The sequence below is a fragment of the Paenibacillus aurantius genome (assembly GCF_032268605.1).
Classification (GTDB): domain Bacteria; phylum Bacillota; class Bacilli; order Paenibacillales; family NBRC-103111; genus Paenibacillus_AO; species Paenibacillus_AO aurantius.
This window is the reverse complement of sequence record NZ_CP130318.1, coordinates 4,416,675-4,433,850: the sequence shown is the minus strand read 5'-3', so window position 1 is coordinate 4,433,850 and position 17,176 is coordinate 4,416,675. Positions and strand designations below refer to the sequence as shown.

Annotated in this window: 12 protein-coding genes and 1 pseudogene; all 13 read left to right on the top strand. The window is 56.0% G+C overall.

Annotated elements, in window-relative coordinates:
• The first annotated feature begins 274 nt into the window (after positions 1-274).
• The 13 genes and pseudogenes from MJA45_RS20130 (at position 275) to MJA45_RS20070 (ending at position 17,153) form a co-directional block, all read left to right on the top strand.
• Positions 275-1,588, top strand: coding sequence for an ABC transporter substrate-binding protein (locus tag MJA45_RS20130; protein ID WP_315603684.1), 1,314 nt, complete (start codon positions 275-277; stop codon positions 1,586-1,588).
• An 81-nt stretch (positions 1,589-1,669) separates the two neighbouring features.
• Positions 1,670-2,623, top strand: coding sequence for a carbohydrate ABC transporter permease (locus tag MJA45_RS20125; RefSeq protein ID WP_315603683.1), 954 nt, complete (start codon positions 1,670-1,672; stop codon positions 2,621-2,623).
• A gap of 1 nt (position 2,624) precedes the next feature.
• Positions 2,625-3,461, top strand: coding sequence for a carbohydrate ABC transporter permease (locus MJA45_RS20120; RefSeq protein WP_315603682.1), 837 nt, complete (start codon positions 2,625-2,627; stop codon positions 3,459-3,461).
• A 17-nt stretch (positions 3,462-3,478) separates the two neighbouring features.
• Positions 3,479-4,954 carry a DUF5605 domain-containing protein gene (locus MJA45_RS20115; RefSeq protein WP_315603681.1) on the top strand — a complete coding sequence of 492 codons (1,476 nt, stop codon included), beginning with the start codon at positions 3,479-3,481 and terminating at the stop codon, positions 4,952-4,954.
• A 334-nt stretch (positions 4,955-5,288) separates the two neighbouring features.
• On the top strand, positions 5,289-5,495 hold the full coding sequence (locus tag MJA45_RS20110; protein ID WP_315603680.1) for a tautomerase family protein: 207 nt from the start codon (positions 5,289-5,291) through the stop codon (positions 5,493-5,495).
• A 4-nt stretch (positions 5,496-5,499) separates the two neighbouring features.
• Entirely contained in the window at positions 5,500-6,441 is a 942-nt protein-coding gene (locus tag MJA45_RS20105) for an ABC transporter permease (RefSeq protein ID WP_407083168.1), read from the top strand.
• Between the two features lie 11 nt (positions 6,442-6,452).
• A complete protein-coding gene (locus MJA45_RS20100; RefSeq protein ID WP_315603678.1) occupies positions 6,453-7,331 on the top strand; it encodes a carbohydrate ABC transporter permease in 879 nt (292 codons plus the stop codon).
• Positions 7,332-7,489: 158 nt separating this feature from the next.
• The gene (locus MJA45_RS20095) at positions 7,490-9,049 is read left to right on the top strand and encodes an extracellular solute-binding protein (protein ID WP_315603677.1); all 1,560 of its coding nucleotides are present in this window, start codon (positions 7,490-7,492) and stop codon (positions 9,047-9,049) included.
• Positions 9,050-9,121: 72 nt separating this feature from the next.
• The gene (locus MJA45_RS20090; protein ID WP_315603676.1) at positions 9,122-10,162 is read left to right on the top strand and encodes a response regulator transcription factor; all 1,041 of its coding nucleotides are present in this window, start codon (positions 9,122-9,124) and stop codon (positions 10,160-10,162) included.
• Positions 10,159-11,886: pseudogene (locus MJA45_RS20085) on the top strand (cache domain-containing sensor histidine kinase); the annotation flags it as partial. The gene MJA45_RS20090 and the pseudogene MJA45_RS20085, both read left to right, overlap by 4 nt.
• 86 nt (positions 11,887-11,972) lie before the next feature.
• The gene (locus MJA45_RS20080; protein ID WP_315608067.1) at positions 11,973-12,740 is read left to right on the top strand and encodes an SDR family NAD(P)-dependent oxidoreductase; all 768 of its coding nucleotides are present in this window, start codon (positions 11,973-11,975) and stop codon (positions 12,738-12,740) included.
• Positions 12,737-14,839 carry a heparinase II/III domain-containing protein gene (locus MJA45_RS20075; RefSeq protein ID WP_315603674.1) on the top strand — a complete coding sequence of 701 codons (2,103 nt, stop codon included), beginning with the start codon at positions 12,737-12,739 and terminating at the stop codon, positions 14,837-14,839. The genes MJA45_RS20080 and MJA45_RS20075 overlap by 4 nt, the downstream gene beginning before the upstream one ends.
• Positions 14,832-17,153, top strand: a complete 2,322-nt coding sequence (locus MJA45_RS20070; RefSeq protein ID WP_315603673.1) for a DUF4962 domain-containing protein — start codon at positions 14,832-14,834, stop codon at positions 17,151-17,153. The genes MJA45_RS20075 and MJA45_RS20070 overlap by 8 nt, the downstream gene beginning before the upstream one ends.
• Positions 17,154-17,176 lie beyond the last annotated feature (23 nt).

Below are 17,176 nucleotides of genomic sequence, written 5' to 3'. Positions count from 1 at the left end.
TAGCTTAAAATTTTAGTTATATTTAAGTTTACATTTGGAGAATCGTTAAGACAAGCCGGTTTTATAGGGCATTAAAAGCAGTATTTTAATTAATTTAGGGGTTAATTAAAATAGTTTAGTAAGAATTCGCTTACAAAAGTTAAAAATTTAATGAAATTTTATTGACTGGTTTACCATCCCGATGATATGATCACGACAAAGAGGAAGGAAATGGTGTGGGAGCGCGACGGAAATCGTTTGGTTCTTTACCATAGCTGAGGAGGAAGGAAAAGTCATGAAAAGAAAAGGTTCGGTTCTCAGTCTCGCCGCGATGAGTGTTTGGATGTTGGCTGCGTGTACCCCGGGCGGAGGTGGAAGCGGTTCCACTTCTACTGCTGCATCTGCAAACGGCACCAATCCCCAGCCCGTTCAGCTGCGAATGTCGTGGTGGGGATCCCAGGTACGGCATGATGCCACAATGAAGGTTATCGACCTTTTTCAAAAGAAGTACCCGAACATTAAGGTGAACGCGGAATATATGGGAAGCGAAGGCTACTGGGATAAGCTGAATACACAGGTCGCCGGCGGCAATGCCCCCGATCTTATACAGGTCGGCAACAACTATCCGGATTATGTGGCGAAAGGCGCTCTGCTCGACATCAGCTCCTATCTGGGGAAAGAAATCAATATGGACGATTTCAGCAAAGCATCGATTGACAGCGGCAGGCTGGACGGCAAGCTTTATGGCGTGGTCTTGGGCATGAATGCTTTTGGAGTCGCTTACAACACGGAACTGGTCAAGAAGGCGGGCCTGCAGCCGCCGACCGATAAGTGGACCTGGGAGGAATTTGGCAAATACGCCGGGGATTTGACCAAAGCGCTCGGCAAGGGCAGCTACGGGTCGGTCGACGAATCCTGGCTCAACACCCTATACCTAACCTACTTTGCCCGCCAGGACAACAAGACCTTGTACAAAGACGGCAAGGTAGGCCTCGATAAAGCCGAACTGGAAAAATGGTTTACGATGTGGGAGAACTTCCGCAAGGAGGGCGCCGTCGGGCCGGCTTCGTTCAGCGCAGGTTATACCGAATCTCCCGACAATTCCTCTTTTGTCCAAGGCAAGACGGCCTTGAAGGTCATTTGGTCGAACCAGGTGAGCGCGTACCAGAAAGTGATGAAGGATGAAATCAAGCTGGTCATGCCGCCGGGGGGAGGTTCCGGAGCGGCTCAGGGCTTATGGCTGCAGCCGAGTCAATTCATGAGCGTGAGTGCCAAGACGCAGCATCCGAAGGAAGCCGCCATGTTCATCAGCTTCATGGTCAATGACCCCGAAGCGACGGCCATCCTGGGCAGTGAACGCGGCGTTTCGGGTTCCTCCAAAGTACGCGACGCCCAGAAAGCGAAAGCCACGCCGGAGGACAAGAAGGTGTTCGATTATGTGGATCTGGTCAGCGGGAATTCCCGCGTCAACGATCGGGAAATTCCAAACGGCGGGGAATTCCAATCGGCCCTCACCAACCTGGGGCAGCAAATCGCTTTCGGCAAAAAAAGCATTTCCGACGCGTCCCAAGAGCTTTACGAAACGGCTGTCAAAATCATCAACAAGTAAGCAGTTCGGTGGAAGACTCGGATGGTCGTCATTCGAGTCTTTCCTTTCCTGACAATCTTCGAGAGCAAGAGGAGGGCAAGCATGGAACGAAACGGAACAGCGGTGTTGGTTCGGGATTCAGGATCGTTCTCTCACACGTTAAAAAAGCTTTGGAGGCGGAACCGGGTTGCTTATTTATTCCTGCTCCCCTGGTTCGCGGGTTTGCTGGTGTTCACCATCGGCCCCATGATGACTTCCTTCTATTATTCGCTCACCCGGTTCGATCTGATGACGCCTCCGCGTTACATCGGGCTGCAAAACTACCTAACGATGTTTACGGCCGACCCGCGGTATATAGCTTCGCTAAAGGTAACGATCACGTACGTCTTGGTATCGGTTCCGCTGAAGCTTACCATCGCGCTGCTCATCGCGGCTCTTATGAACCGCGGCTTGAGAGGCCTGGCCTTTTACCGGACGCTGTACTATTTGCCGACTCTTCTCGGCGGAAGCGTGGCCATCGCCGTGATGTGGCGTAAAATTTTCGGAAATTCCGGAGTGCTCAACCAGTTTCTTGCGGATGCGTTCGGCATTCAAGCACCCAACTGGGTGGCCGACCCGAGCTATGCGCTGTACTCCATTGTGGCTTTGTCCGTTTGGCAGTTTGGGTCATCCATGATTATCTTCCTCGCCGGCTTGAAGCAGATCCCGCAAGACTATTACGAAGCTTCCCAGGTGGACGGCGCCCGAAAGCTGCGGCAGTTTTTTTCGATCACGCTTCCGCTACTTTCGCCGGTGATTTTCTTTAATCTCGTCATTCAGCTCATCGGCTCGTTCCAATCGTTCACCCAGGCCTTCATTATTAGTGGAGGCCAAGGCGGGCCGATGGATTCCACCTTGTTCTACACCTTGTACTTGTACATGAAGGGCTTCGGCTTCTACGAAATGGGATACGCATCTGCCATGGCGTGGGTGCTGCTGGTCATCATCGGGGTCTTCACGGCGATCATTTTCGGAACATCGAAATATTGGGTTCATTATGGGGACGGGGGGAAATGAGATGCAGATATCGCCAAGAAAGCTCTCTATGCACCTAGTCATTCTGGCGCTCGGCCTTTTCATGCTCTACCCGATTCTGTGGCTGATCTCCAGCTCGTTTAAGCCATCGGGAATGATCTTCACCGATACAAGCCTGTGGCCGAAGGCGGTAACGCTCAGCAATTATGTTCAAGGGTGGGCAGGCATTGCGGGGACGCGGTTCTCCAGCTTTTTTGTCAACTCCTTTATCATCGCACTCGCTTGTGTAGCGGGAAATGTCCTGACCTGTTCCCTGGCGGCCTACGCGTTCGGACGGCTTGATTTCAGCCTGAAAAAAATATGGTTCGCCGTCATGATGGTGACGATCATGCTGCCCCATCATGTCACGATCATTCCCCAATATATTTTGTTCAAGCATTTGAACTGGATCAATACGTATTATCCGCTTACCATTCCCAAATGGCTGTCGACCGACGCTTTCTTCATTTTCCTCATGGTGCAGTTCATTCGCGGCCTTCCGCGCGAGCTGGACGAATCGGCCACGATCGACGGCTGCGGCCAAATTCAAATCTATTGGCGGATCGTGCTGCCGCTCGCCATGCCCGCCCTGATCACGACGGCTATTTTCACGTTTATTTGGACGTGGGACGACTTTTTCGGCGCGCTGCTCTACTTGAATTCGGCTAATTTGTACACCGTACCGCTCGGCTTGCGCCTGTTCATGGACTCGACGGGAGATTCCGCATGGGGGCCGCTGCTCGCCATGTCGGCCTTGTCGCTCGTGCCGAGTATGATCATTTTCTTCAGCTGCCAGAAGTATTTCGTCGAAGGCATCTCTACGTCCGGTATTAAAGGATAGCAGGAGGAAGAGAAAGGATGATAAGCACAATGACCAGCAGGGAGATGGAACGCTGGGGCCTCTTCGAGATTACGCTCGAGGGCCCGGCGGAAGGGAATCCATACAAGGACGTATCGCTCGAAGCGAGTTTTCGGTATGGCCACCGCACGATAACGGTTTCGGGCTTTTATGACGGCGAGGGAATCTATAAAATACGTTTCATGCCGGATACGGAGGGGGAATGGCAGTACGAAACGAAGAGCGGCACCGCTGAACTGAACGGACACTCCGGCCGTTTCGTCTGCTCCAAGCCCGGCAGCGGCAATCACGGTCCTGTTCGGGTAAAGGATGCGCTGCGCTTTCAGTACGAAGACGGGACGCCTTACCGCCCTTTCGGCACCACCTGCTATGTCTGGACGCACCAGGACGAAGCCCTTCAGCGGCAGACGCTGAGCAGCCTGGCGCAGTCGCCCTTCAACAAAATCCGGATGTGTCTCTTCCCGAAACGATACAGCTTTAACTTGAACGATCCGGAGCATTATCCGTTTGCCGGCTCGCGGGAAGGCGGGTGGGATGGGGAGCGGTTCAACCCTGTTTATTTTGCCGGACTGGAAGCCCGTATAGAAGAGCTGCAGCGGCTCGGCATCGAGGCCGATCTCATCTTGTTCCATCCGTATGACAAGGGGCATTGGGGCTTTGACCGGATGAGTGCGGCCGCGGACGATTATTATTTACGCTACGTGATCGCCCGCCTGAGCGCCTACCGCAACGTATGGTGGTCGCTTGCCAACGAGTTTGATTTCATGAAGGAGAAGACGATGGCCGACTGGGACCGGCTATTCCGAATCGTGCAGGAAGAAGACCCCTACCAGCACCTGCGGTCGATCCATAACGGCACGAAGATGTACGATCCGTCTGAATTGTCGATATACGACCATAGCAAGCCTTGGGTGACTCATGTCAGCATGCAGTATTGGGAGCTGACGCCGGCTACGGCCTGGCGCAAGCTGTACAAGAAGCCGATTGTCGTAGACGAGTGCTGCTATGAAGGCAATTTGCCGCAGCGGTGGGGCAACATTACGGGCGAGGAGATGACGGCCCGTTTCTGGGACGGCTTTATGCGGGGCGGGTATGTCGGGCATGGGGAAACTTATTTGAACGACGAGGAGATCGTCTGGTGGTCCAAGGGGGGCCGGCTGGTCGGCGAAAGCCCGGAACGGATCGCTTTCCTGCGTTCGGTGCTGGAAGAAGCGCCGGCGGAGCTGGAACCGCTCGAAGGCTTCCGCGACGCGCCGACCGTTGGCGTGGAGGGCCGCTACTATTTGCAGTATTACGGCATTCATCGTCCGGCCTATCGCGAGCTTCCGCTTCCGGAGGAAGCAAGCTTCCGAATCGAGATCATCGATACGTGGAACAGGACCGTTACGCCTCTTGAAGGGCTGTTCTCGGGAAAGACCAAGGTCGTCCTGCCTGCCAGGCCGTATATGGCGATACGGGCCAGGGCGGTGGACTAAACGGGGGCAGCAACGGGAAGGTCAACGGCTGCCGGCGGGAACCCGAGCCTTACCTGCAGGGCGGACAAAGTCCGCTCTCTTCTTTTGTTCAGAAAATTCAAAAAAGAGGTGAAGAACGCCTATCCGGAGCTGAAAGAGGAAAGATGAAGGATCAGCCTGTCCCTTGCGGGGATAGGCTGATTTTTTTGCTGAGCCGTTATTCCATCCCATCGCCGTGCTTACTAAACGACCTAAAAAAAACACAAGCTCAAGCCAAGAGAGTCCATAGCCTGATCCGTGGTATGCGCTTACACTCTAAGTATACTTGAGGCCCTCAAGGGAAAGGAGAAGAGACATGCCGCAAATCAGCATCCGAATGTATGAAGGCCGCACCCGCCGGCAGAAGGAAGAAATCGTGAAGGTATTTACGCGGGAACTGTCCCGGATTATCGAGCGGGAGCCGGAGTTCATCTCCATTGAATTCAACGAGATTCCACTCGACGAAGGGGCCCCGGCGAATTTAAGGCAGGCCATGGAGCAGGGAGGAATCGACCGTGGCTAAGCCGCTGGAAGCGGGCCGGATCCGGCTTGTAAGCCGGTCTCGGCGCCAGCTCGCTTCGTATATGTGGAAGTACAAGGCGCTGTACGTGATGGCCCTGCCCGGAGTTCTATATTTCCTTCTATTTAAATATGTACCGCTTGCCGGCTCTCTCATCGCTTTTCAGAACTACAATATTTTTAATGGAATAACGGGTAGCGAATGGGTGGGACTTGAGCATTTCCGGAAAATGTTCGAGCACTATGATTTTCTGAGGATCCTGAAAAATACGCTGCTTATCGGACTATATGATACGATAATCGCGTTCCCCGCGCCCATCGTTCTGGCCCTGCTCCTGAATGAGCTCCGGCTGGTGTTCTACAAGCGGGTTCTGCAGACGATCGTCTACATGCCTCACTTTCTGTCCTGGGTCGTCGTAAGCGGAATCGCGATCGGCATTCTGTCGCCTTCGGCCGGTGCCGTCAATCATTTCCTGGGATGGCTGGGAATCGAACCGGTCTATTTCCTCGGAGAGGAATCGTACATCCGTTCGATCTTGATTTCCTCCGGGATCTGGCGCGACAGCGGCTACGGCACCATCATTTACCTGGCCGCTCTCGCAGGAATCAACCCGGACCTCTATGAAGCGGCCGAAGTGGACGGGGCCGGCCGGTGGAGGCAGACGCTGGCCATTACCCTGCCCTCGCTCCTGCCGACCATCATGATTCTCTTCCTGCTTCACATCGGGAAATTTCTCGATTTCGGGTTCGAGCGGGTCATTGTCTTTCTGAATCCGTTGAACACCGAGAACGGGGAGATTCTGGATACGTATATTTACAAGGCCGGTCTGCTTCAGCAGCAGTACAGCTACACCACCGCCATGGGCCTGTTCAAATCGGTGGTCGGCCTCGTTCTCGTCTTGATCGGGAATTTCTTCAGCCGCAAAACAACCGGCGAAAGCTTGTATTAGGAGGGAACCCTGTGCACCGAGTCACTTCCGGCCAGAAGGCTTTTCAACTGGTTAACCTGAGCCTGCTGTCCCTAATCGCTTTAGGCATGCTGCTGCCTTTCATCAACGTTCTGGCCCAGTCATTCAGCTCGTCTACGGCCGTCACAACAGGGAAGGTCACCTTCTGGCCGGTCGAGTTTACGTGGATTAACTACCAATATGTATTCAGCGATGCCTCCATCTGGCGGTCCTTCGCGGTGACGGTTTACATTACCGTTCTCGGCACCTTAATCAACCTGGCCGCCACCGCCTCGATGGCTTATCCCGTTTCGCGGCAGGAATTTGCCGGCCGCCGGTATGTCGTGCTTCTGGTGCTGGTTACGATGGTGTTCAGCGCCCCGCTTATTCCCAATTTTATTCTCATTAAAGAGCTGGGGATGATGAATTCGCTATGGTCCTTGATGATTCCGGGAGCCATTTCCGCTTTTAACTTCTTCGTCATGCGCTCGTTCTTCATGCAGATCCCGGGCGAGCTCATCGATTCATCCCGGATCGACGGCTGCGGGGAAACGAGAATTTTATGGAATCTGGTGCTTCCCTTGTCCAAGCCGGTGATGGCGTCCCTGGGGATCTTCTACGCCGTCGGGCATTGGAATACGTTTCAATCGGCGCTTTACTACATCAACAAGCCCAACCTGTGGCCGCTTCAAGTGAAGCTTCGCCAAATGATCACCACCGACGATATCTCGATCGATCCTTCCGCTTCCCAATTCAGCGACCTGGCGCATTCTTCTCCGGAAGGAATCAAAATGGCGGTCATCATCATCGCCACCGTGCCGATCATTATGATCTACCCGTTTCTGCAGCGTCATTTTGTTAAAGGACTGATGATCGGATCGGTTAAAGCTTGACGGGGAGCCATCCGGCATCCTAAAGAAAACACAAGCCGATACAAAGCCCCTCCATTGTTGGAGAAAACGGCAGGTTCTACAATGAGGCTAATGGTGTAAGCGCTATATTTATAAGGGCTTACCCTTTATAATGAACTTTAGGAAAAGAGGGGACCCGCATGAGGAAATGGGCAGCAGCAACAATGGCAGGAACGCTTGCCATCGGTACCTTGGCCGGCTGCGGTAAAGAGGCCGAGAAGCCGGCGGGAGCGGAAGGCTCCAAGCAGGGGGAGACCACGAAATTTTCCATCTCCATGCGTACGCTTGCTTTCAACTATGTGGAGAAGTCGCCGGACATCAACCAGGACAAATGGGTCAAGATGGTCGAGGAAAAGACCCATACCGATCTGGACATTGTGCTTGTCCCTCATAAGGATTTCGAGCAGAAGATGATCCAGATGTTCGCGACGAATGACATTCCGGATGTCGTGCAGGGAAGCGGGGGCGTAAACGGCAAGGAGCTGGGAGGCTCGGTACAGGCGGGCGTGTTCCAGCCGCTTGATGAGCTGCTTCAGAAATACGGCCAGAACCTGCTGAAGAAAATTCCGAAGGACGCCTGGGACAACGTATCCTACAAAGGCAAAATATACGCCATCCCGGAGTGGCTCTCCAACCCTTCCCGCCGGGCCACCTGGATCCGGCAGGATCTGCTGGAGAAGGCGGGGCTGCCGGTACCGAAGACGGTGGACGATTATATGGCCGTCATGCGCAAGTTCAAGGAAATGGGAGTAGAGAACCCCTATATGGGACGGGAAAATTTCCGTTATGCGGATACCTTCTTCGGAGCCTATGACGTCTTCCCGTATCTTTCGATGTTCGAGAAGCAGGGGGATCAGATCCTGCCGAAATTCATGGACAACGAGAACATGATGAAAGCCCTAACCACTTACAAAACGATGTACGACGAAGGGCTCATCAACAAAGAATTCGCGACAATCAATCCGACTAAATTCAAGGAAACGATCCTTGCCGGCAAGGCGGGCATCTGGACCATGAACGCGAATGAACTTCTTCAATGGGAGCAGCAGCTGAAGGCCGCCGTGCCGACAGCCAAGCTTGCCATTATTCCTTCCCCTACAGGACCGGACGGCTCAGGCGGCCATTACTTGTATGGTTCCGTCTCGCGGGCCTACTTCATTAACAAGAAGGCGCCCAATCCGGAGCAGATCGTCAAGTTCTTCGATTGGATGGTCAGCGACGAGGCGGAGAAGTTCTTTACCTTCGGGGTGGAAGGAGAAAATTATTCCGTAGAGAATGGGGCCGTGAAATACAAGGCACCGCAAACTCCGCAGGAGGTGGATGAGGAGCGTTACCGGCAAGCCTTCTTGTGGATGGTCCAGGATACGACCTATAACAAAGGAACCCTCAGCCTGACGGAAGAAGGAAAGAAGCTCATCCGCCTGTATGATGAAGTTCTGGCCAAAGAGGGGCGTGACGGCATCTCGTTCGAGCCCCGTCTGGAAGCCCTCCAGAAGAATCCGGACGTGTCCCCGATTTCCGATCAGGCTCCGCCGGTTCTCCTGAATCATATGGTTAAGATGGTTTACGGAAAAGAACCGATCAGCGACTGGCCGAAAGCGGTAGAGGAATGGAAAGCCAAGGGAGGCAGCGAAGTCATCAAGGAAGCCACCGAGAAATACAACAAGAAGGATGGCGTCACGGAATCCAGGCGCAAATAATCCGAAAGGGACCGGTTGACCGGCGGCTTGTCTGACGGGGGGCGGCTCCCCTTTCGCGAGGAGGAGGGACCGATGTACCGGGTATTGATAGCAGACGACGAACCGATGATCCGGCAGGGGCTAGCCAAACTGATCGGGGAGAGGACCGATCTTGTGGCGGATATCCGCACGGCCCGAAACGGCCAGGAAGCGCTGGAGCGGATAAGCGAGGATCCCCCGGATTTTCTGTTCACGGACATCCGCATGCCGAGAATGGATGGAATTGAGCTGTGCCGCCGTCTGAACGGGATGGAGAGCCGGATGCAAATGGTCGTGGTGTCCGGCTACGGGGATTTCGATTATGCGCAGCAGTGCATGTCGTTTGGGGTGAAGGAATACCTCTTAAAGCCCGTTTCCCGGGAGCAGGTCTATCTCGTGCTCGAGAAACTGGCGGCCTGCCGGCGCCGGGAGGACCAGGGTTCCTATCTCTCCATCACCCGTGTGGAGGAAGTGGCGGAGCAGCTGGAGGAGGCGGTCTGGTCGCTGCACCGGAACATGCTGGCCGAACTGCTCGATGGCTGGGAGTCTGAGCTTATGACCTACGATTGGAAGCCGAAGCAGCTCGAGGATCTGCTTGGAGACCTGTTTCGGCTCCTGCTGAAAAGGCTGAACGCCCGGGATGTCTATCCGTTCGAAGGGAAAGAAGTTTTTGGGCAAGGGGTGGGGAAGGAAGAGGGTTTCCCCGTTTTCCGGGAAGCCGTTCTGGAACTCTTGTCTATCCTTGGGGCAAAGCGGAAAGGGCAGGCGAAGGATCCGGTGGAAGAAGCGAAGCGTTACATCGAATCGCACCTGGCCCAGGAGGTCTCCTTAGAAGAGGTGGCGGAGATGCTGGGGCTGAATCCCTCCTATTTCTCCCAGTTATTTAAGCATTCAACGGGGGAAACGTTCGTGCAGTACCGCATCCGCCGCCGGATGGAGAAAGCGAAGAAGCTTCTGCAGCTGCCCCACTACCGGATAACGGATATCACCTATGAGGTGGGGTATTCGGATCATCCGCATTTTACGAAGACGTTCAAGAAATACACCGGCCTGTCCCCTTCGGATTACCGCCAGAGTCTGGGGATGAACGGATGAGAAGCTCTCTTTCCCGCCAAGTGTTCGTCTATTTCTTAATTGTCATTGTGCTCTCCCTGGCCAGCGTTGGAATCGTGTCATACCTGCAGTCCTCCCGCGCTCTAGACCGGCAGATGGAGAAATATATCGCCCAGATGATCACGAATGCTTCCTATCAGACCGACCTGTATCTGGAAACCTATGAAGACGTGAGCAGCTCGATCCTGTCCAGCTGGGATGTGAAGTATTTTCTCGATATGGCGCCGGACGACAGCTACGCCTATTTCTACTATTCGTCTCAGATCAAGCGATACGCGGTGGAGCCGGTCTTCATTCAATATCCGCAAATCAATCAGATTTACTTGATCGGCCAGAACGGCCGTGCCGTTCTTAACGACAATTCCGTCGACTTGGAGAGCCGGCTTCAATGGTTGTGGGACAACACGCCGGTTAACGGCGAAGTGGCGGTCTTGAACAACCGGCTCCGCGCGGACCAATCCAACGTTATTACGCTTGCCCGCCGGATCCGGGGCTTCTCTTCCTATGAGCCGAGCGGAGTGCTGGCCATTGAATTGAAGGTGCAGGAGCTGTCGAGGATCTGGCAGCATATGGACCTTGGGGAGAACGGCTACTTCTTCATTCTGGATGCCGACGGGCGTTATGTGTATCATCCGGACGACAGCCGGATCGGATCCTTTCCGGAGGAGGATATCCGTACGAAGCTGATGGAAGGGGACGGGAGCTTCGTCGAGAAGGCCGACGGGGAGAAGCGGTTGTTCGTGACCCGCTCCTCCGGGGAATCCGGCTGGCGCTTGACGGTATCCATGCCGGTTCAGGAGCTAAGGGCACCTGTTCTTACCATAAGGACGACTACGTTCACCGTCGGCCTTCTGACGCTGGGCGCCGCCCTCTGGCTCGCTTACCGGTTCGGGGATTCGATCGTGGCCCCGATCCGCCGGCTGAAGGAAGGCATGCGGGAGACGGAGAAAGGCAACTGGAGCCGGATCGAGGAAGTGGAGCGGAGCGACGAGATCGGAGGGCTGGTGCACAGCTACAACGTCATGGTCACCCGGCTCTCCCAGATGATCGAGAAGGTGTATGAAGCGGAGCTTGCCAATCAGAAGGCGGCCCTGGTTCTCCAGGAAACGGAGCTGGAGCGGCAGCAGGCGGAATTCCAGGCGCTGCAGCTGCAGATCAATCCGCATTTTCTGTACAATACACTCGCTACGGTAAACGGATATGCGATTGTCCAGCACTCGAACGAAATTTCGGAAATGGTGGAAGCGATGGCTTTCATGCTCCGGTACTCCATCCAGACCAACCTCGAGCAGATCACCATTGCCAACGAATTGAATCATATCCGGAACTATCTCATTATCCTGAAACATCGGATCGGCCGGGAGTTTGAGCTGGATGTGGCAATTCCGCCGAAGCTGCTCTTGGAAAAATGCGTCCGGCTGACCCTTCAGCCGCTCGTGGAAAATGCTTTTCAGCATGCCTTTCCCGATGGAATCGAGGAAGGGCATTATATCCGGATCGACGCAAGAACGAAGGACGGATGCTTTCAGGTCATGGTGGAGGACAATGGAGCGGGAATGGCTCCGGAGCGTCTCCGGAACCTGCAGGACCGGCTCAGCCAGAACCGGCTCGCCGAGCCCCCCTCCGACACGGTTTATCATCGGGGCGGCATCGGGCTGATGAACGTGCACCGGCGCATTCAGCTTGTTTTCGGCGAGCAGTACGGCCTGTCCTTGGAGAGCAAGGAAGGACAGGGAACGCGAATGACGATGACGATGCCGGAGCAAATTCTGTCAAGGAGGAAATTAGCATGATCGCAATTGATTTTACAGGACGAATTGCCCTGGTGACGGGCTCCAGCGGAGGGATAGGCAGGGCTTGCGCCCTCATGCTGGCCAAAGCGGGAGCCAAGGTGGCGGTGAACGGCCTGACGAGCATGGTCCAGGCGGAGGAGGTTGCCGAGGAGATCCGTCGAGCCGGCGGAGAGGCGGCCGTCTTCCAGGCCGATGTGACGAAGCCGGACCAGATCGAGGCTATGATCGAGGGCATACGGGAACGCCTCGGAGGGTCGGTGGACATTCTGGTGAACAATGCCGGCCACCTGATCAAGAGGGTGCCGAACGCCGAAATGACCGAAGAGCATTATACCCGGGTGATGGACGTTAATCTGAAGAGCACCGCATTTGTCACCAAGGCGGTGCTGGCCGGAATGAAAGCGAAGGGCGGAGGAAGGATCATCAACATGACCTCCGTGGCGGCCCATAACGGCGGGGGAGCGGGCGCCGCCCTCTATGCGGCAGGCAAGGCGGCGGTGATCGCCTACTCGAAAGGCCTCGCCAAGGAGGTGGCGGGAGACGGCATCACCGTGAACTGCGTTTCTCCGGGCTTCATCGGAAATACCGCCTTTCACTCCACCTTTACCCCGGATGCCGCCCGGCAGGCCACGATTAACGGCATACCCCTCGGAAGAGAGGGCCATCCGGACGATGTGGCAGGAGCCGTCGTTTACCTGGCCTCCGATCTTGCCTCGTATTTGACCGGCGAGACGATTGAGGTCAACGGAGGCATGTTCATGCGATGAAAATCTGCGATAAGGTTAAGCGGTATCAATGGGCCGAAGAAGCCTTGCAGGAGCTGAGGGAGGAGCTGGACCGGCTGGTGCGGAACGGCTATTCCATCCCGGTTGAGCCGGGGGGCTGGTGGCACCAGTATGTGTGCCCGTCCCACCATACCGAACTGCTGTTTGATCCTTATGAGCGGCAGGCGGAAGCTTTCCTCTGCCCTCATGGCTGCCGGCTGACCGGGGAGCCTTACCGGGGGGCCTGGCTGGTATTTAAGCATCAGTCGCTGGCCCGGTTTGCTCTTCAAGCGGCGGCGGTCTACGCGGCAACGCGGGAGAAGCGTTACGGGGAGCTCAGCCGGGACCTGATCGTCCGCTATGCCGGCCAGTTCCCCCATTATCCCGTTCATCCCGATGCCCAGTCGTGGATGCTGAAGGGGCGTGCCTTTCACCAGGCGTTGACGGAAGCCGTATGGGCCACGACGCTTCTGAGGGCTTATGGGCTTCTGCAGGAGGAAGGGGTTTCTTTTGAGGACGACGCGCCCGTGCTGGATCGTTTTTTCTCCCTGCTGGAAGAAAGCATGGTTCAATACAGACGGATTCTGATCGAAGAGAAACGCAACCCGGAGAACAATTACACCGCCTGGCTGAACGCCGCTTTGTCCTGTATTTATTCCATTCGAGGCGATAGAAAGAAGCTGGACGCCCTTGTGGAAGGGGAAGGCGGCATCGTGCATCACCTCAGCATCGGGGTAAAAGCTGATGGCTTTGAATTCGAAGGAGCAACCTATTATCATGTGTTCGTCCTGCGCGCCTATCTGATTGCCGCGGAGATGGCGGAAAAGCTGGGCCGGAACCTCTATGAAGCCGCTGGCTCCGAAAGACAATCGTTCCGTTCCATGCTCGAGGTTCTAATAGGTCTAGCGGACGACCAGGGGGATCTGCCCGCCCTGCACGACGGGCCTTACCGGCGGGTTCCTTATTCAAGAGAAATCGCGGAAGTGATGGAAATCGGCCTGGCCCGCTATGGAATGACGTCTTGTGGTAGTGTGCTTGGCGCGGTCTACCAAGACCTGTACGGCACCCGCCGGCAGAGAGGTCTGGAAGCTCTCCTGTTCGGAACGGGGGCCGTGGATTTGTCGGCTGCTCCGGATGCCGCTAGGGAGGGTCTCCTTCTGAAGGAGTCGGGATTTGCTGTTCTTCGTTATCCGGGTTCTCCGATCTCCATACTGGCCGATTTCGGTCCCCATGGCGGCTCGCATGGACATTATGACAAGCTGCATATCAGCTTAAGCCATGCCAAGGGGAAGCTTACGCCGGAACTCGGCATGGTACCCTATGGATCGGCTCTGCGCCGGGAATGGTACGCCGAAACGGCAAGCCATAATACTGTTTCGGTCAACGGCGCTTCCCAGGCTCCCCACACGGGAGAGTGCGTAAGGTATGAGCAGATGGAGGACGGAACTTACCTGCACATCCGGTCGAAGGACGCCTACCCGGGCTGTGTGATGGACCGGCACCTGCTCCTGACCTCCCAGTGGATGCTGGATTGGTTTGAGATCACCCTCGAGGAGGCTAGTACCGTGGATTGGCACTGCTACGGAGCGGCCGGGTTCCAGCCGATGAACCGAGACGGATGGGAAGAAGGGCCCGCTGAGGATCCGGCTCAGCTTCTCGCGGGAATGCTGGGAAATCCGCATATTCAACCGGCGGGCCGAGTAGGTGGCGGGGCTTCAGCGGCATCCGGCGGCAAATGGCAAAGCTTTCGGATCCCCATCGCTTCAAGCGGGGGCAAGGGAACAGCAGGGGAGATCGCCATGGCCACGCTTATGTTCCCGGATTCGATCCTGCTTGCCGTAAAGGCTCCGGGAACGGCCGACAATCCGGCCAGAATCGCCGAAGGCCTGCTCCACCGCCGGTGCGGGGCGTCTATCCGCTTTATCACTATCTGCTGCGATGGAACGACGACGCCCGACTTGGAATGGCGTGAGTCTCCTGGCGGGGAGGACCCATACGTTCTCATCGGGACAAGGGGAAGAACGTCGACCATCACCCTTAATCGGGAGCAGGGGATTGGACATTCCATCCGCACGGAACAGGAGGTAGGGAACCATGAATAATGTTGTCGCCTTGTACCAGCCGAAGACCGGAAAGCTGACCGTGGCCTATTCTCCCGACGGGAAGACCCGGCTGCTGGAGAACCCCCCGCGCTTCACCTGGATGCCTGCCCGGCTGGAGGAGGAGAGGTATGGGCTTCAGCTTTCTTCCTCTCCGGAATTTGGGGACGGGGAAACCGAAACCTTCGGTCCGCTGTCCTGCAACTTCCATACCCCAGATCGTGCTCTTGCACCCGGCCGTTATTATTGGAGGTATGCCCTGCTTAAGCCGGGGACGGACGATCCCATGGACCGGGATTCGGAGTGGGGGGCCGTCCGGTCCTTCGAGGTTCCCGAGGGGCTGCCGGAGACGCCGCTGCCCAGCCGTAATACCCGTTACGCCCATGCCGTCTCGGGTCGCCCGAGGCTGTGGCTGGGCGATGATCGGCTAGCCGCCTTCCGTGAGAAGGTAAAGGCGGACCCTGGGGGCACGGGCTGGGACGAGTTTTATGAGAAGTCGGTGCTTCCTTGGCTGGAGAAACCGCTCATCGCGGAGCCTTCCCCTTATCCGAACAACCGGCGCGTGGCAGCGCTGTGGCGGAGAATGTATATGGACTGCCAGGAGGTCCTCTATGCGATCCGGCATATGAGCGTTGCCGGTGTTGTGCTTGAGGACGGGGAGCTGTTGCAGCAGGCGAAGGAATGGCTGCTTCACGCCGCCCGCTGGAATCCGGAAGGGACCACTTCCCGGGACTACAACGACGAAGCGGCCTTCCGGATAGCCGGCGCCTTGGCCTGGGGCTATGACTGGCTGCACGATGTCCTTTCGGAGGCGGAACGGGCGGAGGTGCGCCGCAGTCTCTTCCGTCGGACCGAGCAGGTGGCCTTCCATGTGATGGAACGCTCGAAAATCCATCACGTGCCGTATGACAGCCATGCCGTGCGTTCCCTGTCCTCCGTTCTTGTGCCCTGCTGCCTGGCGCTTCTGGAAGAGGAACCAGAGGCCCGGGAGTGGCTTGATTACACCATCGAGTATTATTCAGCCCTCTATACCCCATGGGGAGGAGAAGACGGCGGCTGGGCGGAGGGTCCGATGTATTGGACCACGGGGATGGCGTTCGTCACGGAAGCCATGAACCTGCTTCGCAATTACACGGGAATCGACCTGTACAAGCGTCCCTTTTTCCGCAAAACGGGTGACTTTCCCTTGTATGTGTTCTCTCCCGACACGATCCGGACCAGCTTCTGCGATATGTCCAACCTGGGGGAGCCTCCCAGCTTGAAAACCGGGTTCAACATCCGTCAATTTGCCGGCATTACGGGCAATCCTTATTACCAGTGGTACTATGAGCAGGTGAAGGCTCGCGATACGGAGGCCGACGGGAAGTTCTACAATTACGGGTGGTGGGATTTCCGCTTTGACGAAATGATGTACCGGCTCGATTACCCGCAGGTGGAAGCGAAGCCGCCTTCCAACCTGGCACCGCTGAAGTGGTTTCGCGACGTCGGATGGGTAGCCATGCACAGCCGGATGGAAGATCCCTCCGAGCATATCATGCTTCTGGCCAAAAGCTCCCCGTACGGCTCGATTTCCCACAGCCACGGGGACCAGAATGCCTTTGTGCTCCACGCCTATGGGGAGCCTCTCGCCATCGAGAGTGGATACTACGGGGCTTTTGGCAGTACCCTTCATACGCAGTGGCGGCGGCAGACCCGGTCGAAGAACACCCTGCTGATCGACGGAAAAGGGCAATATGCGGGTACCGACAAGAGAAAAAACATGGAAGCGTCGGGGACCATTCTCGAGGCTGCCTATCGCGGAGAGTATCCATACACCAGGATGGACGCCACCCCGGCTTACCGGGAAGAGGTTCCCTATCTGCGGCGGTTCGAGCGGGAAATTTATTTCGTCCGGTCCTCGTATTTCATCCTGGTGGACCATATCGATCTGGATCGTCCCGGCCGGGTGGACTGGCTGTTCCATACGCTGCATCCTATGAAGCTGGGCCGGCAGGCCTTTGCCGTGAGGGGAGAGAAGGCCGACATGGACGTCCGCTTCGTTTATTGCTCGTCAGGAGAGCTCCAATTGTCGCAGAGCGATACCTTTGAAGGGGTGGATCCTGAGGAGCTGGAAGGGCTGGGCAACCATTGGCACCTGAAGGCCGTCACCCGCGAAGCGGCGGGGCACCGGATCGTAACCCTTCTTGTCCCCATGAAGAAGAGCGCGCCCAAGTATGTGTCACATTTTATGGATGACCAGGATCACGGGGTTCATTTGTATTTCACCGAGGAGGGGGAGACCCACAAGGTGGAAGTGCCCAAAGTATACAGCACGTAGCTTACGCAGCTGCTGGACTCCAT